The following is a 21,829-nucleotide window of genomic DNA, read 5'->3' as shown; positions in this document are numbered from 1 at the left end:
GGCCGCGACGTTGTTCCCGGTAGGACAACACCTGACCGGCAAAAGGCAACCCCCAGAGCGCCGCGATCCAGCACCGTTTCGATGGACGGTCTTGAACGAGCCCCTCGCCTCCTGTAGTGCGGGTCCTCATTGATTTTGGATTGGGACAATCGTGTCGAGAGATCGTTATTCGAGAAAACTGGAATGTGCCAAATGCGGTGCGTCCGGCTTTGCAGAGGCCTCGGAGAACGACGATCCGAAAAGCAGGACCCGTGGTTTTCTCATCGACCAGATGCCAGCGGGCTTTTCGACGGAGCGCCCATCGAGCGATCCAGCGAAACACATGATGCGGTGCCGCTGCGGCAATATCTTCGCTTTCAAGCAGAAGACGGTCTACGCGCCGAGCGGAGAGCCGCGAAACTGAGCAGGTTCGTGGGGCCCGCCGCTCGACGATTTAAGATGCCCGAACGACCAGGCCCATGGCCTCGCAGATCATCACCGACTGCTCGATGGTGATGACGGCGCGCTTCAGCGTCACCGTTTCCGGTTCGATCGACGTTAAATCGCTGCCACGCAGGTCACATCCACTGAAATTGGCGCTGTGAAGCCAGGCGCCCGACAGGTCGAGGCCGGTCATCGTGCCGCTCTCGCAGCGGGCGCCGGTCAGGTCGGCCTCGCGCAGGACCGCGTCGGTGAAAACGGCGCTGCGAAGGTCCGCACCCGGCAATCCGACGAACGACCAGTTGCCGCCCTTCACCCTTGTCGCATCGAACTTGCAGCTGTCGAACATGCTGCCGACGAACTTGCAGTCGTTGAAGTCGACGTCGTAGAAATTGCACCCGACGAAGGTACAGTTGATGAAGGCGCTGCCCTCGTGGCGCGAGCAATTGAACTTGGCGCGACGGAAGGTGCATTCCTTGAAGACGGCACCAGCGCTGGTGGCCTCGGTCATATCCAGATCCGAAAACAGCGTGCGGCTGTGGTTGCGGTCGGAAATATCGAGCCCGTACCAGTCGGCACCGGCGATGGTCACGTCCGTGGCGGGGGCTGTTTCTCCGTGTTTGCGTTCGGCCATCGTCGCCTGCCCTTCGTCAATTCGATCACTGTTCGGATCACGTGTCTGGCGTGAAAACGCGCGTCAGGCAAGGCAGCAGAAAGCCATTTCCTCCCCTCTCGCGCCTTGCAAGGCGGCTCGGAGACGTTTCAGACTTGCCGCAGCAGCCGCAGTGCCTCGCCCTTAGTGGCCAGGCGCTTCGTCGTCGGTGTCCGCAGCGTCGACGGCGCGATCGTACACCGCGCGCCAGGCGAGGACCGTTGCGAGGCGCCTATCATCACCGCCCTGACGGGCGAGGTGCTCCTGCTGCCTGAGGCCAACGCGCATGGCCGCGCGGGCCGACCGGTCGTTCGGGCAGGCAAAGTTCTGCGGATGGTCATTGCGGGCCAGCGCCGCAATGAGATCGGCCTTTACGGCGACCGTCGACGCATTGCCGTAACACTCCAGAAGCCCCCGGAACCGTTCGTGCAGGTGCGGATCGAAACCCCTCTCCTCGCCCATCGGCCCGACGACCGGATTGCCGGGATGCAGGCTGCCGAGCGGCAGCAGGCCCGGCGGGATCGGAGTATTGGCGGAATGCGTGCGGCCGCTGCGCAAGAGTTGCGGCAACACGTGCGTGTGCGGACCGGGCGGAGATATGCCGCCGGTGTCCGGCCCGCCGATCTTCTGATAGACCTCGACACGGCCGATGGCTGTGACGGCAACGCGATGGGGATGGGCCTTCAAGATAGCCTGCATTGCCGGATTGTCGGCTTCGAACAGCGAGCGTCCGACACACCGCCTCATGACCTCAAGCAGCGCGATGTCTTCGGTGCGAATGCAGAAGTCGCATTGCGGCAGCGAAAGCCCCATGTCAAAGAGGATGCCGTGGCGATCGCCGGGGCGAATGGCCCCTTCGTCAGGGCCGAGTTCGGTCAGGAGCGCACGCGCCTCGCGCCGCGCATCGCCTTCCGGCAGGCACATAGCGACCGCGTGGCTCCAGCGGTGCGCTCTCGGGCTCAGCGCTTCGTAGGCGACCGGCACGAGATCGGCGACGCAGGCCGGATCGATCCGCACGCCACCTCTCTCCGTGGCCCTGCAAAACATCTCCGGCGCGTCGACAACGAGCGCTTCACCGGGATCCTGGTGGAACTCGGCAATGGCGCCGAAGGTCCCCATGCTCCACCCGGCCTCCGGGTCTTTCAGATGCGTGCTGAGCATGTCGGCGAGTTCAGCCATGGATATTATCCCCTGCAATCTGTTGTTCGATGCCGGCTTGCGCAAGGCGCGTCGGCTGCACGATCAGTCCCCCCGCGGCCTCGGTGACATAGGCTTCGATGCCGTATACGCGCCGCAAGAGGTCTGCGGTCAGCACCGCGGCAGGCGGGCCGTCGGCGACGATGCGGCCGCCTTCGAGAAGCACGAGCCGATCGCACCAGCGCGCCGCCAGACCGAGATCGTGCATCGAGGCTACGACCGAAGTGCCCTGCCGCGTCAGATCGCGGAACACCTGCATCAGCGCTATCTGGTGCGCCGGATCGAGGCCCGCGACCGGCTCGTCGGCCAGAAGCAGGTCGGCCTGCTGTGCCAAGGCTCTTGCAATCAGCGCGCGCGCTTTTTCGCCGCCGGAAAGATCGGTTGCCCGGCGCGATCGCAACTTGTCGATATCCATGCGCTGGAGCGCTGCTTCAACGGCTTCCTGGTCGGCGAGCGCCGATCGTGCAAAGGCGCCCCGGTGCGGCTGTCTCCCGAGGTCGACCAGAGCTTCCACCGTGATCGGCCAGGCGATATCCCTGTCCTGCGCGACATAGGCGACGTGACGGGCAAGGTCGGCTGCAGTCATCCGCCGCAGATCCCGCCCAGCAAGCTGAATTTCGCCGCTCGACGGGATCAGCCCCAGGCAGGCGCGCAGAAGCGTCGATTTGCCGGCACCGTTTGGCCCGATAAGACCAACGAATTCGCCCGGCCCGACGCTAAGAGCGATGCCCTTCAGCACCGTATTGCCGCCAAGCGAGGCGGAGAGATTGGAAACGGCAAGCCGGCTCATGCCATCTGCCTCCGCGCGCGCATCACCAGAACAAGAAAAAACGGCGCACCCAAGACAGCGGTCAGCACGGCGAGCTTGAGATCGCGTCCGGGTGCAACGACGCGCACGAGAATGTCGGCGGCAAGCAGCAAGGCCGCCCCGCCGAGCGCGCTGGCAAAGAGCAACCGCGAGGGCCGCGCCCCGACAAGGGGACGCAGCAGGTGCGGCACGACCAGGCCGACGAAACCGATCGCGCCGGCCACCGCCGTTGCCGCACCGACCGAGGCAGCCGTGCCGATGACCGCGAGCCGCTGCACCCTTTTCATATCAATCCCCATGCTCGCTGCCGTCTCGTGGCCGAGTGTCAGGGCATCGAGCGCCCGGCCGAGGCTTGCCAGCATCAGCCAGCCGAGCACCATGAAGGGCGCGGCCAGCCAGACATGGGTCATTGAGCGATCCGTGAGCGAGCCCAGCATCCAGAACATGATCTCCATCGCCGCGAACGGGTTTGGAGAGAGATTGAGCGCCAGCGAGGTCATCGCGCCTGCAAAAGTCGAAACGGCGACGCCGGCAAGGATGACGGAGAGCGGTCGGGCATCAGCCCCGGCCATCAGCCGGACGACCAGGACGGCGCAGAGCGCGCCGCCAAGCGCCATCAACGGCAGCGCAAGCGGTAGCAGGGCCGACAGTCCGGTGTAGATGGCGATCACAGCACCAAGCGACGCCGAGGCGCTGACCCCGATCAGCCCGGGTTCGGCAAGCGGATTGCGCAGATAGCCTTGAAGGGCGGCACCGGAAAGCCCGAGCGTCGCGCCGATCATCAGCCCGAGGATTGCCCGCGGCAGGCGGATTTCCCGCATCACCAGCCCGATCAGACTGTCGTCTCCAGCGAAAAGACCGGCGAGGCCCTGCCATGGGCTGACATCTGCAGGGCCGACCGTCAGCGAAAGGACGAAAAGCGAGGTGACAAGAATGGCAAGCAAGACGATGAGCAAGCGGTATCGGGCGGTTTCCGTCATCTTTTCCCCAAGTCGAGTTGCGTGGCATCGAGTTTCATGGCGGCCTGCTGCAGGATACCTGCGGCAACCAGGGTGAACGGTCCGCCGCAGATGGTGTAGCGACTGTCGAGCTGGACGGCCTGGTGCTGCGAGGTAACTGCTCTGAAGGCGGGATGGGCGAAATTCTGCTTGGCGAGCGCCGGTCCGCGTTCGCTGCTGGCATCGATGGCGATCAGGTCCGGACGTGCAAGCACCAAAACTTCCAGTGGCAATTGCCCGGTGCCGGAGATGCCCAGCTTGTCGGCGAGATTTTCCAGTCCGGCGATGCCGACGATATCGGCAACCAGCGTGCCGCTGCCCGAGGTGAAGCCGTTGGCATAATAGAGCGCCAGATCGACATCGTGCACCTTGATCGTCTTCAACCGCCCGATCTCGGCATCCATTTCCGCCACCAGTTGATCCGCACGCTGTTGACGACCGAGAAGCTTTCCCATGCGTTGGAGGTTTGCCCGGACCTGCGCAATCGATGCCTCCGGCGCGAACTCCTCGACTGCAAAACCGAGCCGCTTCAACAGATCGACGGTCGTGCGCGTCGTGTAGGTGCCGGCGATGACCAGATCCGGCTTCATCAGGAAGATTTCTTCGGCAAGCCCATGATTGACCACATAGGAGTTCGCCTCGGCGGCAAGCGCCGAGGTCGAGCCATCGGTGGCCAGATAGGATACCGAATGGAGTTGCCCCTTGTCGGCCACCAGCATCGCCATCTGGTCGGTGCAGACGTTCATGGAGACGACGCGGCGCGGCGCTTCGCCTGCCCAGGCGCCAAAGGGCAAGGCTGTGCAAAGCACCCCTGCAACCAGATATCGCCTGCACCAACCGGATGTCATCAGAACGAGGCCTTCAGGCCGGCAAAGGCGGTCACGCCTTGCGTGTTGTAGCCGTAGATCTCCTCATAGTCCTCATCGAAAAGGTTGTCGACGCGGCCGAAGATCTCGAGCGTGTCGTTGACCTTGAAGCTGCCGCCAACATTGACCAGCGTATAGGCGCCGAGCGGCACCCGCTCAGAGCCCGGCCGATAGGCCACATCCTGCATGCGGCCATTGAGGATGACTTCGCCGAAGACCCTGATACGATCGTCGTGGAAGACATACGCGGCATCGAGCGACGCGGCATGGCGCGGGCGGCGAACTTCCTGCAGACGCGGACCACCGGCCAGCGTCTGCTCGCTCGAAGCGGTGTAGGTGTAGGTCGCCGTCGTCGTCAGTCCGTTGAAGAAGTCGACCGTCGCGGAGACCTCGACCCCGTGGCGCAAGCTTTCGCCGGAGCGATTGACCGGCGTCGAACGGAAGCTGGCGTCGTCGACGGTGGCGATCTCGTTTTTAAGGTTCTGGTCAAAGTAGGTGACATCGACGGTCAGACCGTCGTCGAAGAAGCGCTGCTCGACACCGATGTCCCAGCCGAGGCTTTCCTCCGGTTTCAGGTAGGGATTGCCGATGAAGGTTCCCGGGATATATCCGAACTGCTCGTAGAAGGTCGGATTGGTCACGCCGGTGCCGACGGATGCATGCAGGCGGGTATCGCTGCCCGGTATCTCCCAGGAGGCGCTGAGGCTCCATGTGGTCGCGTCCTCGAAGCGATCGTTGAAATCGCGCCTGAGGCCTGCATTGACGAAGAACTGGTCGGCGAACTCGCCGCGATACTCGCCGACGAGCGAATGCGCATTGCGGCTGAAGGTCTGCTGCAGATGCGACGGCGTGAACGTCTCGCGCTGCCACTCGTAGCCTCCGGTGATCTGGTGGCGGATACCGTCTCCACCATCGAAGCCGTAGCTCGCCTGATAGCTGCCGTTGTAGCGGTTGCCGTCGTTCCAGGATCGCCCGAAGCCGCTGACATTGTCGCGATGAACGTCAAGGCCGGAGACGCGCGCCTTCTGGGTGAGATCGCCGTCGAGCGCCGAATGGGTGAGGCCGAGCGAACCCGAGAGCTCGCGCGACCGGGTGTAGTCAAGCGTGTCGTAGGTCAACGCGGTCATGTAGTCCTGCGCGTCGAGGTCGGTCTTGCGGTTGACCGCGCGCAACGTCGCGTCGAGCTGCAAATCCGGCGAGAGATCGAAGGTGAACTTGCCGTTGACGGTGCCGTTGCGGTCGCCGTCGTCCTCGGACCCGGTATCGGAGATGTTGAAGCCGCCGGTCCGTTGGAAGACACCCGACAACGCATAATCATAACCTTCGCCGCCGCCGCGGGTGGAGACACCGCCGAGCCAGGTACCGTCGCTGCCGACTTCGGTGCGCGCGCTCGACCTGGCGCCCTCACGGCTTCCCTTCTTGGTAATGATGTTGATGACACCGGCCATGGCATTGGCGCCCCAGAAGGTGCTTTGCGGTCCGCGCAGGATTTCGATGCGCTCGATGTCGTCGGCAACCAGGCCGCCGAAGTCGAACTCGCCCTGGGACACGTCGTTCGCCTCGACGCCATCGATCACCACCAGTAGCTGATTGCCTTCCGCACCGCGCACGCGCACCTGCGTCAGGCCGCCGGAGGCACCGGTGCGCGAAACCGAGAAACCGGGAACGAGACGCAGGGCGTCGGCGACGTAGCGGATCTGGTTTTTCTCGATCTGATCTCCGGTAATCACGGTAAAGGCGCGCCCGGATTTGCGCTGTTCGGTCGGCGTCAGGCCATCGGAAACCAGGATCTTTTCAAGTTTCGTCGGCTGTTCGTTTGTGCCCTGGTCCTGTGCCTGAGCCCCGCCCACGAGTGTCAGAACCAGCACTGCTGCGCCGGTCAAATGCTTCGTCATATCGTCCCACTCCGGCGCGATGGGCACGATCCGGCCCACGCGCGATCGACCGCGGGCAAAGGGTGGCAGGGGCAAGACGACAAGCGACCACCCCGGCGCCGTCTGCGGCACGCGGCAACATTGCTCCAATGTCACCGCTACGGACGGCCGCGCCTCGACACCCCTCGTGTCCAGGCATGGGTGACCGAAACAGGCAGGTCTCCTGACTTCCGCGTCGTCGCTTCCTCCCGCCTTCCCACGCGAGAGTTCGCGCAGTGGCTTCATGGGATTCCGCTCGGCGGTTACAGTTGCGGGGGCAGTCGCGGTTTCGGTCCCTTGCGGGCAATCCTCACCGTGTTCCCTTTTCATCCGTCGTCAGACGGAACCTGTTTCGCAAGAAATGCACTATCAGATGCCGGCGGCGCGTCAACCGCCGGTCGCATTTTCCACTGGTAAAGTCTGCGCGCGCAGAGCTCGCAAGGCCCATGGCGCAAAGGCTACTTCAGGAACGCCCGGAAGCGCCGCATGGCGAAGGCAAAGAGAATGGCGCCGATCACCAGCAAGGCAAGGAGCTGCGGCCAGACGACATCCAGACCGGCATCGCGAAACAGGACCGCCTGCGCCAGAATGACGAAATGGGTGTTTGGTGCCGCCAGCATGATATTCTGGATGATCTCCGGCATGCTTTCGCGCGGTGTCATGCCACCGGAGAGCGCCTGGAGCGGCAGAAGAACGAGCATCAGCAGCAGGCCGAACTGCGGCATCGAGCCGGCAATCGTGGCCAGCAGGATTCCCATCGACGTGGTGGCAAAGAGTTGCAGGGCGGTGGCGAGCAGGAACAGCGCAAACGAACCCTGCACCGGGACGGCAAGCACCCCCTTGACCACGAAGATCAGCGACACCGCAGAAGCCAGCAGCACCACCAGCCCCATCGACCAGACCTTGCTGACCATGATTTCGAACGGGGTGACGGGCATGACGAGCAGATGCTCGACCGTGCCATGTTCGCGTTCGCGGATGAGGGCAGCTCCTGTCAGGACGATCGACAGGATGGTGATGTTGGTGATCACGTTCATCACCGCGCCGAACCAGCCCTTGTTCAATTCGGCATTGTACCGCGCGCGCAGGACCAGATCGACCGGCAGTTTCTGCTCACTGCGGTGACGGTCGAGGAAGCCCGCAACCTCGCCGGTGACGATCTGCTGGATGTAGCCGTTGCCGGAGAAGGCCTGGCTCATCCGGGTCGCATCGACATTCAGCTGGATCGTCGGCGTGCGCCCGGCGAGCAGATCCGTCTGGAAATTCGGCGGAATGTCGAGCGCGAAGGTATCGAGCCCCTGATCCATCCGCCGGTCCATTTCCGCCGGCGTGATCATCTGCGGCGGCACGAAATAGGGCGGATAGAAAGCCGTCGATATCCGCGTCGACACCGGCGAGCGGTCCTCATCGACGATCGCGACGGCGGCGCGGTTGAGCGTCTCCGGCATCGCCGTCGAGCCGGTATAGACCGACAGCGTGAAGGAATAGACGATCAGGATCAACAGGATCGGGTCGCGCCAGAGGCCCCAGAGTTCCTTGATGCCGAGGTGGTAGATGTGGGACAGGCGCATCGTCACCTCGCCTGCTTCTTGAGGGACAGGGTTCCGATCACCAGCAGCACCGGCACCGCAATCAGCATCGGCACGAAAGCGCCCGCGAGATCGCCGAAGCCGAGCGCCTTGGAGAAGGTGCCGCGAGCGATGGTCATGAAATGCGTCGTCGGGTAGATCTGGCCGATGAAGGCGCCCGCGCCCTCCAGCGACGAGACCGGATCGATCATGCCGGAATACTGGATGGCCGGAATGAGCGTCAGGATCGCCGTACCGAAAATCGCGGCAATCTGGCTGGACATGAAGGTGGAGATGACGAGCCCCATCGCCGTTGCCGCCGAGACGTAGATCAATCCGGCGACCGTCCAGGCCAGCAGGCTGCCGGTGAACGGCACCCGGAAGACGAAGATCGCAAAGGCGGTCAAAAGCGCGAAATTGAGCATCGCCAGGGCGATATAGGGGAGTTGCTTGCCGACCAGGAATTCGAGCCGCGTCACCGGCGAGACGTAGAGGTTGACGATCGAGCCCAGCTCCTTCTCGCGCACGACGCTGAGCGCCGACAGCATGGCCGGGATCAGCATCAGCAACAGCGGAATGACGGCGGGCACCATGGCGACGATGCTCTTGACGTCGGGATTGTAGCGGAAGCGCGTCTCGATCTTGAAGGTGCCGGCGGTTGCCGCATCGCCGTAGCGTTCGCGGATCTTTCCGGTCAGCCAGTGGGCGTGCAGGCCCTGCACGTAGCCTTTGACCGTTTCGGCGCGGCTCGCCATGGCCCCATCTATCCAGGCGGCAATTTCGACCGCGTCGCCACGGGCCGCCCGTCTGGCAAAACCCGGCGGTATCTCGATCGCAAGGCTCAGTTCGCCATTGCGCATGCGCCGGTCGAGGTCGGCATAATCGGTGATCGGGTCCTTCTCGATGAAGTAGCGCGAGCCTGCGATTTCGAGAATGTATTCGCGGCTGGTGGTGGTCTGGTCATGGTCGAGCACCGCGAAGGTCAGGTCTTCGACATCCATGTTGATGCCATAGCCGATGACGAACATCAGGATGACCGTGCCGATGGTCGCGAGCGTCGCCCGGATGGGATCGCGCACCAGTTCCAGCGCCTCGCGACGGGTGTAGCTGAACATGCGTCCGACGTCGAAAAACGCCGACGTCGCCGACGCCTTTCGTTCGACCTCCTGCGCGATTGCCGGCTTCGACGGGTCGTGCGCCCTGACCACGGAAGGCGCCGCCGGCTTCGCGCCGGCGATCGCCTCTTCGAGATAGGCGATGAAGGCTTCCTCCAGCGTCGACGCGGAGCGGCTCTTCATGATGCCCTCCGGCGTGTCGCTGACCAGCACCTTGCCCGCATGCATCAGCGACATGCGATCGCAGCGCATCGCCTCGTTCATGAAGTGGGTGGAGATGAAGATCGTCACCTGCTCGTTGCGCGAGAGGTCAACGAGGATCTGCCAGAAACTGTCGCGCGCGACGGGGTCGACGCCGGATGTCGGCTCGTCGAGGATGAGGATGTCGGGCGAATGGATCAGGGCGACGGCCAGCGACAGCCGTTGGCGCACCCCGAGCGGCAAGGCGTCCGGCAGCGCCTCCATCACGCCGGCGAGATCAAAGCGATCCGCAAGCTCCTCGATCCGCTTTGGAATGGTGTCAGCTGCCATGCCGAAGAGCTTGGCATGCAGCTCGAGGTTCTGCAGGACCGTCAGCTCGGTATAAAGCGAGAAGGCCTGCGACATGTAGCCGACACGGTGACGCACTTCCATGTCGCGCGGGTCGACTTCGCGCCCGAAGAGCTTGGCCGTGCCTTCGCTGGCGGCGAGCAGGCCCGTCAGCATTTTCATCGTCGTCGTCTTGCCGCAACCGTTGGAGCCGAGAAAGCCGAAGATCTCGCCGCGGCCGATGCGGAAGCTGACATTGTCGACGGCGACGAAATCCCCGAAGCGCATGGTGAGGTTGTTCGCCTCGATGGCGATGTCGTCGCCCACCTCTTCCGGACGCGGCGGAATGACGACGTCGTGGTGCTCGCGCCTGAGATCTTCCGGAAGCAACGCGATGAAGGCGGCATCGAGCGTGTCGACGCCGGTCTTTTGCAGCAACTCGTCAGGCGTGCCCGTTGCCAGCACCCGGCCGGCATCCATCGCCACCAGCCAGTCGAAGCGGGCCGCCTCTTCCATATAGGCGGTGGCAACGATGACGCTCATGCCAGGCCGCTCGGCGCGGATCTCATCGATCAGCTCCCAGAACTGCCGGCGCGACAGCGGGTCGACGCCCGTGGTCGGCTCGTCGAGAATGAGGAGGTCAGGGTCATGAATGAGCGCACAGCACAGTCCCAGCTTCTGCTTCATGCCGCCGGAAAGCTTGCCCGCGGGACGGTCGGCGAAAGGCGCAAGGCCGGTGCTTTGGAGCAGACTGGCGATGCGCCGTTCGCGCTCCTCGCGATCGTGGCCGAACAGGCGGCCGAAGAAATCGACGTTCTCGAAGACGGAAAGCGTCGGGTAAAGGTTCTTGCCGAGGCCCTGCGGCATATAGGCGATGCGCGGGCAGGTCCGCCGCCGGTGGCCGGCATCGGCGATGTCTCCGCCGAGCACCTCGACGCGACCGCCCTGGACGGCGCGGGCGCCGGCGACAAGCGAGAGCAGGCTCGACTTTCCAACCCCGTCCGGCCCGATCAGGCCGGCCATGCAACCGGAGGGGATGTCGAGCGTCACGTCGTCAAGCGCCCGGGTCTTGCCGTAGGAAAGCGTGACGGCGTTGAGGCGTACCACGGGCTCTGCCGGCGACAGGCCGGCCCTGTCGGGATCCGCCATCACTGCACCAGCGTGCCGGTCTGGCTCGCCGGCCACTCGGCCTTGGGATCGACCTTGACATAGGCGACCCCCGGAAGCCCCGTCTTGACCATGCGGATATACTTCTTCAGCAGTTCCTTCGGGATCTGCGCCTTGATCCGGAAGGTCAGCTTCTGGCGCTCTTCGGCGGTCTCGACCGTCTTCGGCGTGAACTGCGCGACATCGGCGACATAGGAGACCTTGGCGGGAATGATGTATTGCGGTGCTGCGTCCAGCACCAGCCGGACCTCGCTGCCGATAGACAACAGCCCGGCCTGATCCGTCGGCAGGAAGAAGGTCATGTAGACGTCGCCGAGATCGACGAGATTGAGCACCCGGCCGCCGGCGGCCAGCACTTCGCCGGGCTGGACCACCCGATACTGGATGCGACCGTCGCGCGGCGAAACAAGCGTGCTGTCGTTGATGTCGGCAACGATGCTCTCGACCGACGCCTTGGCGGCCTCGACCGAGGCTTGCGCATCGATAACCTGGGATTTCGCCGAATTGATCGCCGCATCCGACGCGGCAAGCGAGGCTTCCGCGGCACTGGCGGCAGCTCTCGCACCTTCCGCGGTGGCGCGGTCATCATCAAGCACCTGCTGCGAAACTGTGCTCGTCTTGACGAGTTGCTCGGAGCGGGCGAGGCGCCGCTCGGCAGCGTCCAGTTGTGCCCGGCGTTGCGCCAGCACGGCTTCGGCTGCCGCCTTTTCCGCCTCGCGCTGGGTCACAAGGTTCTTTGCCGCCTCGACGCCGACAATGGCGCGCTGCTGTTGCGCTTCGGCCTGTCGCTTATGCGCCTCGAGCTGGACCGTATCCATCTGGGCGAGCACCTGCCCGGCAGTGACGAAATCGCCCTCGTCGACCATGATCTCTTTGATTCTGCCCGGCGTTTTCGTCGAGATATCGATTTCGACCGCCTCGATGCGCCCGTTGCCACTGGCGATCCCGGCGGGCAGCGCGTTGCGATCGAGATTCTGCCAGGCGTAGTAGCCGCCGGCCAGGGCCAAAACGATCAGGCCGAGCACGAGCCAATTCTTCCGGGCTTTTTCCATTTCAGCGTCCCACCTTCAAATGCACACCACGACAATAGCCAGCGGCCGCCCAAACACAACCGGGAATAGGTTGCGCGTGATGAACCGTCACCGCGACGTAAACGGATCGCTAAACCAAGCCCGTGGGAACGGGACCCTGCATTGACTCATGTCAATTCGAGAGATGAGTGGATACAAATTTGACAAAAGCCGATCAAAAAAATCAAAAGTAAAATCTCGATATTGACAGATGTCGATCATCATGTGATTTTTGTCGAAATCGATAGCGGCAAAATCGCCATCGCAGCGTGGGAGGACACCATGCAACCGCTTTTGAAGGTTGAAGGACTGAAGAAATCATTCGGGGGCGTCGCAGCCTTGCGCGACGGTCGCCTTGAACTTCAGGCCGGTTCCGTTCACGCGCTTTGCGGCGGCAACGGCGCGGGAAAATCGACGTTCCTGTCGATCCTCATGGGCATCCAGCAGCGCGACGGCGGCACGATCTGGCGGCGCGGCGAGGAAGTCCACTATGGCAACCCGGCTGAGGCGCTTGCCTCCGGCATTGCCATCATCGAGCAGGAACTGAGCCCCGTTCCGCACATGACGGTCGCCGAAAACATCTATCTCGGCCGCGAACCTTCGGGGCGCTTCGGCGGCATCGACTTCAAGAAGATGAACCGCGACGCGCAGCAGCTTCTCGATCGGCTCGAATTCGGCATCCGCGCCACCCAGACGATGATGACGCTTTCGGTCGCGCAGATGCAGCTGGTCGAAATCGCCAAGGCTTTCAGCCACGAAGCCGAGGTCATCTTCATGGACGAGCCGACATCGGCGATCGGCGAGAAGGAAGCGCAACACCTGTTTGCTGCGGTTGCTCGCCTCAAGGCCGAGGGCAAGGGCGTCGTCTACGTCTCGCACCGACTGTCGGAAATCTTCCAGATCGCCGACAGCTATACGGTCTTTCGCGACGGCGGCTATGTCGGCAGCGGTCTGCTTTCCGACATCGATCGCCCCGGCCTGATCAAGATGATCGTCGGGCGCGAACTCGGCGAGGAATACATCAAGACCAACGACCCGACCGACGAGATCGGCCTGGAGGTCTCGGGCCTGACACTGCCCGGCAAGATCGAGGACATCTCGTTTTCGGTGCGCAAGGGCGAAATCTTCGGCATCTACGGGCTGATGGGCTCCGGCCGTACGGAGATCTTCAACTGCCTGTTCGGCCTCGACCGCCCGTCTCACGGCGATGTCATGCTCGAAGGTGAACGGATCACCGTCAGCAAACCGGCCGACGCGATGGCGAGCGGTATCGCGCTTGTCACCGAAGACAGAAAAGTCAGCGGCCTCAATCTGGCCGACAGCGTTCGCGGCAACATCTGCCTGGCAAGCCTTCCGGAGATGAGCCCGCGCTTCGTCATGAAGGGGCGGGACGAGGCCGCAGCCAGTGCCGAGATGATCGCCCGCTTCGGCATCAAGGCGGCGCGCGACACGATGCCGGTCTCGGGTCTTTCGGGCGGCAACCAGCAGAAGGTCGTGCTCGGAAAATGGTTCCTGCGCCAGCCGAGATTGCTTCTGCTCGACGAGCCGACCCGCGGCGTCGACGTCGGGGCCAAACGCGAAATCTACCGCATCATCTGTGATTTCACCGCGGCCGGCGGCACCGTCGTCATGATCTCCTCCGAGATCGACGAGGTGCTGGGCATGTCCGATCGCATCCTCGTCATGCGCCAGGGAAAATCCGCCGGCATCCACGATCGCCGGGCGACGGACGCCCAGTCGCTCGTGCATCTATCGACCTGAACCACCCGCGAGATCGACGCCAAAAAGCGCTTGTCCGACATCAAAGGGGCCTGAGAACCGTGTCCAACATCGAAAACAACGCATCCAGAAGCTGGTTCAGCGCCGAAAAGCGCGGCACGCTGATACAGGAATACGGCATCTTTCTCGCCTTCCTGCTGCTGGCGGTCATCCTGTCGTTCTCCAACGAGTATTTCCTGACGCCGGGCAACATTTCCAACGTACTTCTGCAGACGTCGATCAACGGCGTGCTGGCGATCGGCATGACCTTCGTCATCCTGACGCGCGGTATCGATCTTTCCGTCGGCTCCGTGGTCGCCCTTGCCGGCATGGTCAGCGCCAGCTTTGCGACGACATCGGCAACGGCCGGTGTTGCCGGCGCGCCCTACCCCTTCTTGATAGCGCTTGCGATCGGCATTCTCGTCGGCGTCGCCTGCGGCATCATCGTCGGCTTCATCGTCTCGCGCTTCTCCGTTCCGGCCTTCGTCGCCACCCTCGGCATGCTATCTGCCGCCCGCGGCATGACGCTGATCTACGGCGGCGGCAAGCCGGTACCGGCACTGTCGCCGGAATTCCGCTGGATCGGCACCGGCAACATCCTCGGCATCCCGATGCCGGTCATCCTGCTTGGGATCGTCTTTCTCGCTTCCTGGTGGATCCTGACCCGCACGCGTTTCGGCCGCTACATCTACGCCGTCGGCGGCAACCCGCATGCGGCCAAGACCTCCGGCATCAACGTCACCCGCATCCGCTTCCTCGTCTACGTCATTTCGGGCGGACTTTCGGGCCTTGCGGGCATGATGCTGTCGGCGAGAACAGGTTCCGCCCTGCCGCAGGCCGGCATCGCCTATGAACTGGACGCGATCGCCGCGGTCGTCATCGGCGGCACCAGCCTTTCGGGCGGCGTCGGTCGCGTGACGGGAACGCTGATCGGCGCGCTAATCATCGGCGTGATGAACAACGGCCTCGATCTGATGGGCATCCAATCCTACTACCAGCAGGTCCTGAAGGGCGCGCTGATCGTCGGCGCCGTGATGCTCGACCAGAAACGCAATCAGGGTCTCTGACCCCCAAGACATCGGCCGCCCTGCGGCGGCCGTACACCAATCCGTGCGCCATGAAGGCGGCGGAAACCACAATGGAGGAGTAGCATGAAGAAACTCGTGATCGCCCTGGCTTCCGCCACGGCCCTCTTCGCGTCATCAGCTGTCGCGCAGGAAAAGCTCAAGATCGGTGCCGCACCCTACGGTCTCAATGCCGAATTCATGCAAATCTGGTCGGCGGCCCTTGAAGAGCACCCCGCCGTCAAGAGCGGTGAAGTCGAACTGACCGTGTTCGACGGCCGCTACGACGCACTGGTCCAGCAGGAACAGTTCAACACGATGATCACGCAGAAGTTCAACGCGATCATCTTCGTGCCGATCGACATCGAGGCTGGCGCAACCGCCGTTCAGGCCGCCCATGATGCCGGCATTCCGGTCGTCGGCTCCAACACCCGCGTCAACTCCGAGCTTCTGACCGCCTATGTCGGCTCCGACGACACCGTGTCGGGCTACATGGAAGCCAAGACCGTTCTCGACAAGATCGGCTGCAAGGGCAACGTGGTGATCATCGAGGGTCCGATTGGCCAGTCGGCGCAGATCTCGCGGCTGGAAGGCAACAAGAAGGCGCTGGCCGAGTGCCCTGACGTCAAGGTTCTCGAGCAGCAGACTGCCAACTGGTCGCGTGCCGAAGCCCAGACGCTGATGGAAAACTGGCTGACGGCTCATTCGGGCCAGATCAACGGTGTCATCGGCCAGAACGACGAGATGGCGCTCGGCGCGATCGAAGCGATCAAGTCGGCCGGCCTCAAGGTCGACGACTTCGCCATTGCCGGCATCGACGGCGTGACCGATGCTCTGACGGCCGTCAAGGAAGGCACGATGACCTCGATCCTGCAGGATGCCCGCGCCCAGGCGCAGGGCGCGCTCGACCTCGCGATCTTCCAGGCCAGGAAGGGCGACTACAAGCCGCAGTCCGACATCTGGGCGCAGTATCCCGACATGCCGTTCAACGACGGCAAGGACAAGGAATACAACGTTCCGTGGACCCCGGTCACGACCGAGAACGTCGACAAGCTGCTTGAAGCCCGCAAGTAAAGCCAACACAGGCGGGGCGGCTTGCCCGCCCCGCTTTTCAACTGCCGAGGGAAAACCGACATGACTGAGACCACACCCCAGATCGACCTCAACTTCCCGCTGACCGGCAAGGTTGCCCTCGTCACCGGCGGCGCCTCCGGCATCGGTGCGGCTGTCGCCAGCGCTTTTGCCGCCAAGGGCGCGAAAGTGGCCGTGCTCGACATCAACGAGGATGTCGCCCGCGCCAAGGCCGAGGCTCTCGGCGGGGATGCAAAACCGTTCGTCTGCGACGTTTCGGACGCGGCCTCGGTCAATGCGGCTGTCTCGGGCGTCGTCGCGGCTTTCGGCGGCATCGACATCGCCGTCAACAGCGCCGGCGTCGTGTTCCTCGCGCCTGCCGAAGAGCTGTCGCTCGACTATTGGGACAAGACCATCGCCATCAATCTGAAGGGCAGCTTCCTCGTCACCCAGGCCGTCGGCCGGGCGATGATCGCTGCCGGCAGGGGCGGCAAGATCGTCAATCTCGCCTCGCAGGCCGGCACGGTCGCGATCGAGGACCATGTCGCCTACTGCGCCTCGAAATTCGGCGTCATCGGCATGTCGAAGACCTTTGCGGCCGAATGGGGCAAGCACGGCATCACCGTCAACACCATCTCGCCAACCATCGTTCTGACCGAACTCGGCAAGAAAGCCTGGAGCGGCGAAAAGGGCGAGGCCGCCAAGAAGCGCATCCCGGCCGGCCGGTTCGCCTATCCGGAAGAGATCGCGGCCGCTGCCGTGTTCCTGACGTCGGCCGGAGCCGACATGATCAACGGCGCCGATCTCCTGATCGACGGCGGCTACACCATTCTCTGACGAAGCACGACCCATCTACAGGAGACACCATGCAAAGGTTCATCAACAATCCCGACGAGGTCGTCGAGGACACCGTCAAGGGCTTCGTCAAGGCTCACTCCGACATCGTCCGTCTGGCTAACAATCCGCGCGTCGTTGTCGCCCAGGGCGCGCCGGTCGCCGGCAAGGTCGGCGTCGTCACAGGCGGCGGCTCAGGTCACGAGCCGGCCTTCATCGGCTACACCGGCCGCAACATGCTCGACGCCGTCGCCGTCGGCGAACTGTTTTCGTCGCCGACCGCCAAGAGCTTCCATGATGCCATCCGCGAAGCCAATGGCGGCAAGGGTGTCGTCTGCCTCTATGGCAACTATGCCGGCGACAACATGAACGTGAAGATGGCAATCAAACTTGCGGCCAAGGACGGCATCGACGTCCTGACCGTCGTTGCCAACGACGATGTCTGCTCGGCACCGCCCGAGGAGCGTGAGAAGCGCCGCGGCGTGGCCGGCGAGATCTTCATGTGGAAGATCGGCGGCGCCAAGGCCGCCGAAGGCGCAAGCCTTGAAGACGTGCGTGCCACCGCACAGAAGGCGATCGACAATTGCCGTTCGATCGGCGTCGGCCTTGGACCCTGCACGCTTCCGGCCGTCGGCCATCCGAATTTCCAGATCGAGCCCGGCACCATGGAAGTCGGCATCGGCCACCACGGCGAACCGGGTGTGCGTGTCGAGGCGCTGAAGACCGCCGACGAAGTCGCCAAGGACATGTGCCAGATCGTGCTCGACGATCACAACCTCGCGTCTGGAACCGAAGTCGCGGTGCTGGTGTCCGGTCTCGGCGCCACGCCGCTCAACGAGCTCTATATCCTGAACGACACGATCGAGAAGGAAATCACCGGTCGCGGCCTCAAGATCTACCGCACCTATATCGGCAACTACTTCACCTCGCTGGAAATGGTCGGGGCGACGCTGACCGTGCTGGCGCTCGACGACGAACTCAAGGCGCTCCTCGACGTCGAGGTTCGCTGCACCACCATCCTGTGACGAAAGAGGCGCATCATGCAGACGTTTAGCAACGCCAATTCCGGCGCGATCGTGCTGTCGCTCGCAGAGCGCATCATCGAGAACCGCGCTTACTTGAGCGAAATCGACGGCAAGATCGGCGACGGCGACCATGGCGTCAACATGGCCAAGGGTTTTGCCATGGCCGCCGACCGGCTGAAGGACAGGGAAACCACCCTGTCGGAGGCGCTCGACACGCTCGGCACCGTGCTGATGACCGAGATCGGTGGCTCGATGGGCCCGCTCTACGGGGTGATGTTCACCGAGTTCGCCGAAAAGCTCGACGGCGTGCCTGCCATCGATGCCGCGACCTACAGCACCATGCTGCATGCCGGCCTCGAGGGCATCCAGTCGATCGGCTCGGCCAAGGTCGGCGACAAGACGCTGATCGACACGCTCGTTCCGGCAGTCGAAGCCTTCGACGGCGCGACGGCCGATGGCAAGCCGTTCGAGGAAGCGCTCGACGCGCTGGTTGCAGCCGCCGAGGCTGGCCGCGATTCGACCATTGATCTCGTTGCCAAGATCGGTCGCGCCAGCCGGCTCGGCGAGCGTTCGCTCGGCGTGCTCGACGCAGGCGCCACCTCCTGCGCCATCATCCTGAAGGAACTTTCGCTCGGCGCCCGCGCGCGCCTTGCCTAATTCACGACGAGGGCGACGGCACGGCTAGCGTGCCTTTGCCTGAACGCTACGCCTCCCAGGGCCGGCGCGATCCCGCTGAAAACGGCGGGATCGCGCACAGCGACGACGGGAAATCCAGCCGACGGCACCGGTCGGCGCCGGCACCAAAATGCGTAGCCCACCAATTCGACTGTATAAACACGGGACTTCCATCGGCTCGGCGGAAGTCGCACTTCTGCAAGGTTGCAAAAGCACGACGTTGCTTCCATGTTCACCAACCAAAACAGGGAACGAACGCAACCAGATGACATCGAAGACATCCTCACCACGCAAGGGCGGCGCGAACAGGAGCGGCGCGACCGACGCGTCCGATGCCATCCCGCTGCGCTATGGTGACGATCCCTATGTCTGGGCCTGCTGGCTCTACTACGAAGATGGAATGACCCAGGGCGAGATCGCCGATGCCATGGGTGTCTCGCGCGCGACCGTCAACAGCTACCTCGCCGATGCCCGCGAGAAGGGTATCGTCAACATCTCGCTTGAGCCGGCCCGGCTCGCGTCACTGACAATCGCCCAGGAACTGAAGCGCCATTTCGGCCTTGCCGACTGTCTCGTCGTTCCGAGCGACGACAACGCCCGGCCGTTGATCGACCGGCTCGGCGTCGCTGGGGCAATGGCGCTGCAGAAGTTGATGAAATCCGGCGACACCCTGGCTGTCTCCTGGGGACGCACTGTGATGTCGGTCGGTGAGCACGCGGATGTGCAGGCACTGCAGGACGCAACCGTGGTGCAGGCGACCGGTGGCACGACGGCGGCGTTCTCCTACACCCCGGAACTCTGCGCCGCTTCGATCGCCCGCGCGATTGGTGCACGCTGCGTCGGCATCACCGCGCCGGCGATCGTCAAATCGAGGGAATTGCGGCAGATGCTGCTCGACGAGCCGCTGCTGCAGGAGCAATTCGCGACGTTGGCGCAGGCCAACCGCATTCTTTTCGGCATTTCGTCGCTGCGGCCAAACTCCACCATCCACACCAGTGGTTTCTTCGAATCCGTCTCGCTGCAGGATTATCTTGCGGCCGGTGCCGTCGGCGTAGTCGCCGGGCGTTTCATCGACGAACGCGGACGCCCCGTCGCCGGACCGCTCGATGACAGGACGGTCGGCATTTCGCTCGAGATGCTGCGCCGGATCGGCACGCGCATCGCCGTTGCCGGAGGCTTCGACAAGGTGCCGGCCCTGCTGGCGGCGCTTCGCGGCGGCTATGCCAACGTGCTGATCACCGACGCTGCAACCGGCCACGGCATTCTCCGGGCTGATGGCGTCACCGGCCTCGACACCCGGATTTCGCAAAAACCGAAGCTTGTCCAGGCGCCCAGCTCCTACCGCACCCACGTCAAGAAATTCCTCAACAATCCCAATGAGGTGGTCGAGGAAATGCTCGACGGCGTCGTCAGGGCGCACCGCGACTACATCGAACCGATCAATGGTTCGCACCGCGCGCTCGTCGCGAAATCCGGGCCGCGCCCGGGCAAGGTCGGCCTCGTCATCGGTGGCGGCACAGGCCACGAACCGTGCTTCCTCGGCTATGTCGGGAAGGGTTTGGCGGACGCGGTCGCTGTCGGTAACATCTTCTCGTCGCCGCCGCCGGATCCGATCGTGCAATGCGCCGTTGCCGCGTCGGGCGGCGAGGGCGTGCTTTTCGTCTACGGCAACTATGCCGGCGACGTGATGAACTTTGAGATGGCGGCCGAGATCGCCGAGGAAAAGGGCATCAAGGTCCGCACCGTCTTGACCACCGACGATATCGCCTCCTCGCCGATCGAGGATCGCGAGGGCCGGCGCGGCGTCGCCGGCAATTTTTTCATCTTCAAGATTGCAGGGGCGGCCTGCGACCGGGGCCTTTCGCTCGATGCTTGTGAGGCTGTCACCCGCAAGGCGAACTTGCGCACCTATACCGTCGGCGTTGCGCTCGAGCCCTGCTCGATGCCGCAGACGCGGCGGCACAATTTCGAGATCGGCCCCGACGATATGGAAATCGGCATGGGCATCCATGGCGAGCCCGGTGTAACGCGCGAGCGCATCAAGCCAGCCGACGACATCACCGACGCAATCATGGACAACATCTTTAAGGAGATGAAGGCAACGGCGGGCGATCGCGTGGCCGTTCTCATCAACTCGTTCGGCGCGACGCCGCTGATGGAGCTCTACATTCTCTACCGGCGCGTGGCGCAGCGCCTCGCCGCCAAGAACATAGAGATTGAAGCGAACTGGATCGGCCATTATTGCACGTCCCTCGACATGGTCGGCGCATCGATCTCGATCCTCCATCTCGACCAGGAACTGACCGATCTGCTGCATCACCCTTGCGAAACGGCTTTCCTGCGTATCAATTAGCATTCCGTCAGGGATCCATGATCAAGCATGGGTATCGGGCGTTCTGGGAGGACAATGATGTCGGAAAATGCGGCGCGCCGCTTGGTCAGCATGTTTCAGGCGATTTCCGATGCCGTGGAAGCCGAGAAGGATCATCTGTCGGAGCTTGACGGTGCCATCGGCGATGCCGATCACGGCACCACCATGTCGCTCGGCTTCCTGGCGGTGAAGGCCGAACTGTCAAAGCTCGACCTTGATCAGGCGCAGATCTCCGACGTCATGGCCACGGCGGCAGGCGCATTCCTCAATGCCGTCGGCGCCTCGACCGGCCCGCTCTATGCCACGGCCTTTCGCCGTGCAGCGCAGGCCGTTGCCGGCAAGACGGAACTCGACCTTGCCACCTGCGCGGCCATCATCGAGGCCATGGGCTCGGGAATGCGCGAGCGCGGCAAGGGGCAGCGCGGCGACAAGACGATGCTCGACGCCTGGCTGCCGGCAGCCGATGCCGCCGCGGCAGCGCTTGCCGAAAACAAGGGTGCCGACGGTTTCTGGCGCGATATCGTCGCCTCGGCGGAGGCTGGAGCCAACGCAACGCGCTCGATGATTGCCACCAAGGGACGCGCGGCACGGGTGCGCGAGCGCTCGCTTGGCCATGTGGACCCCGGCGCCGCATCGTCGGTGGTGATCCTTCGCGCCATGGCGTCTTCGCTCAACCGGGCGGCCTAGCGAACGGGCGGCGACAAGGGCCGGACGAGTCACGCGCACGTG

General features: G+C 63.6%; 18 protein-coding genes and 1 riboswitch. Of the genes, 9 read left to right on the top strand and 9 right to left on the bottom strand.

Features of this window, described 5'->3' with window-relative positions; all coding sequences use genetic code 11:
* Positions 1-148 precede the first annotated feature (148 nt).
* Positions 149-403, top strand: coding sequence for a hypothetical protein (locus AC1Q80_RS16690; protein ID WP_077501204.1), 255 nt, complete (start codon positions 149-151; stop codon positions 401-403).
* 30 nt (positions 404-433) lie between these two features.
* Here the strand turns inward: AC1Q80_RS16690 and AC1Q80_RS16685 are convergent, their stop codons facing one another.
* The 9 genes from AC1Q80_RS16685 to AC1Q80_RS16645 all read right to left on the bottom strand — a co-directional run bounded on the left by AC1Q80_RS16685 (position 434) and on the right by AC1Q80_RS16645 (position 12,284).
* Entirely contained in the window at positions 434-1,054 is a 621-nt protein-coding gene (locus AC1Q80_RS16685; RefSeq protein ID WP_173421573.1) for a pentapeptide repeat-containing protein, read from the bottom strand.
* 162 nt (positions 1,055-1,216) lie between these two features.
* Entirely contained in the window at positions 1,217-2,251 is a 1,035-nt protein-coding gene (locus AC1Q80_RS16680; protein WP_492361169.1) for a DUF6925 family protein, read from the bottom strand.
* Positions 2,244-3,059: an ABC transporter ATP-binding protein gene (locus AC1Q80_RS16675; RefSeq protein ID WP_492361168.1), complete on the bottom strand. Its 816-nt coding sequence runs from the start codon at positions 3,057-3,059 to the stop codon at positions 2,244-2,246. The genes AC1Q80_RS16680 and AC1Q80_RS16675 overlap by 8 nt, the downstream gene beginning before the upstream one ends.
* A complete protein-coding gene (locus AC1Q80_RS16670) occupies positions 3,056-4,057 on the bottom strand; it encodes a FecCD family ABC transporter permease (protein WP_492361167.1) in 1,002 nt (333 codons plus the stop codon). Before AC1Q80_RS16670 ends, AC1Q80_RS16675 begins: the two co-directional genes overlap by 4 nt.
* A complete protein-coding gene (locus tag AC1Q80_RS16665; protein WP_492361166.1) occupies positions 4,054-4,884 on the bottom strand; it encodes an ABC transporter substrate-binding protein in 831 nt (276 codons plus the stop codon). The genes AC1Q80_RS16670 and AC1Q80_RS16665 overlap by 4 nt, the downstream gene beginning before the upstream one ends.
* Before the next feature lie 38 nt (positions 4,885-4,922).
* Positions 4,923-6,836 (bottom strand): TonB-dependent receptor plug domain-containing protein, encoded by a 1,914-nt coding sequence (locus AC1Q80_RS16660; RefSeq protein ID WP_492361165.1) that lies wholly within the window; start codon positions 6,834-6,836, stop codon positions 4,923-4,925.
* 175 nt (positions 6,837-7,011) lie between these two features.
* Positions 7,012-7,220, bottom strand: a riboswitch (cobalamin riboswitch).
* 92 nt (positions 7,221-7,312) lie between these two features.
* Entirely contained in the window at positions 7,313-8,425 is a 1,113-nt protein-coding gene (locus AC1Q80_RS16655; protein WP_492361164.1) for an ABC transporter permease, read from the bottom strand.
* Between the two features lie 2 nt (positions 8,426-8,427).
* Positions 8,428-11,214: a ribosome-associated ATPase/putative transporter RbbA gene (rbbA, locus tag AC1Q80_RS16650; protein WP_492361163.1), complete on the bottom strand. Its 2,787-nt coding sequence runs from the start codon at positions 11,212-11,214 to the stop codon at positions 8,428-8,430.
* Positions 11,214-12,284 carry an HlyD family secretion protein gene (locus AC1Q80_RS16645; protein WP_209789414.1) on the bottom strand — a complete coding sequence of 357 codons (1,071 nt, stop codon included), beginning with the start codon at positions 12,282-12,284 and terminating at the stop codon, positions 11,214-11,216. The genes rbbA and AC1Q80_RS16645 overlap by 1 nt, the downstream gene beginning before the upstream one ends.
* 300 nt (positions 12,285-12,584) lie before the next feature.
* Here AC1Q80_RS16645 and AC1Q80_RS16640 point away from each other — a divergent pair, with 300 nt between their 5' ends.
* The 8 genes from AC1Q80_RS16640 to dhaL (AC1Q80_RS16605) all read left to right on the top strand — a co-directional run bounded on the left by AC1Q80_RS16640 (position 12,585) and on the right by dhaL (AC1Q80_RS16605) (position 21,787).
* Complete coding sequence (locus AC1Q80_RS16640) at positions 12,585-14,063, top strand: sugar ABC transporter ATP-binding protein (RefSeq protein WP_492361162.1); 1,479 nt, start codon at positions 12,585-12,587, stop codon at positions 14,061-14,063.
* A gap of 59 nt (positions 14,064-14,122) precedes the next feature.
* Positions 14,123-15,127 carry an ABC transporter permease gene (locus AC1Q80_RS16635; RefSeq protein WP_492361161.1) on the top strand — a complete coding sequence of 335 codons (1,005 nt, stop codon included), beginning with the start codon at positions 14,123-14,125 and terminating at the stop codon, positions 15,125-15,127.
* A gap of 84 nt (positions 15,128-15,211) precedes the next feature.
* The gene (locus tag AC1Q80_RS16630; protein ID WP_492361160.1) at positions 15,212-16,198 is read left to right on the top strand and encodes a substrate-binding domain-containing protein; all 987 of its coding nucleotides are present in this window, start codon (positions 15,212-15,214) and stop codon (positions 16,196-16,198) included.
* Positions 16,199-16,258: 60 nt separating this feature from the next.
* Positions 16,259-17,032, top strand: a complete 774-nt coding sequence (locus AC1Q80_RS16625; protein ID WP_173421561.1) for an SDR family oxidoreductase — start codon at positions 16,259-16,261, stop codon at positions 17,030-17,032.
* Between the two features lie 29 nt (positions 17,033-17,061).
* On the top strand, positions 17,062-18,054 hold the full coding sequence (locus tag AC1Q80_RS16620) for a dihydroxyacetone kinase subunit DhaK (RefSeq protein ID WP_492361159.1): 993 nt from the start codon (positions 17,062-17,064) through the stop codon (positions 18,052-18,054).
* Between the two features lie 15 nt (positions 18,055-18,069).
* A complete protein-coding gene (gene dhaL / locus AC1Q80_RS16615; RefSeq protein WP_492361158.1) occupies positions 18,070-18,711 on the top strand; it encodes a dihydroxyacetone kinase subunit DhaL in 642 nt (213 codons plus the stop codon).
* Positions 18,712-18,994: 283 nt separating this feature from the next.
* Positions 18,995-21,082, top strand: coding sequence for a bifunctional sugar-binding transcriptional regulator/dihydroxyacetone kinase subunit DhaK (locus AC1Q80_RS16610; RefSeq protein WP_492361157.1), 2,088 nt, complete (start codon positions 18,995-18,997; stop codon positions 21,080-21,082).
* A 57-nt stretch (positions 21,083-21,139) separates the two neighbouring features.
* A complete protein-coding gene (dhaL, locus tag AC1Q80_RS16605; RefSeq protein ID WP_173421557.1) occupies positions 21,140-21,787 on the top strand; it encodes a dihydroxyacetone kinase subunit DhaL in 648 nt (215 codons plus the stop codon).
* Positions 21,788-21,829: the final 42 nt, after the last annotated feature.

The sequence above is a fragment of the Ensifer sp. GW823-FHT05D09 genome, assembly GCF_058795755.1.
Note: the sequence above shows the minus strand (reverse complement) of the source record. Positions and strands in the feature narration are given on the sequence as shown.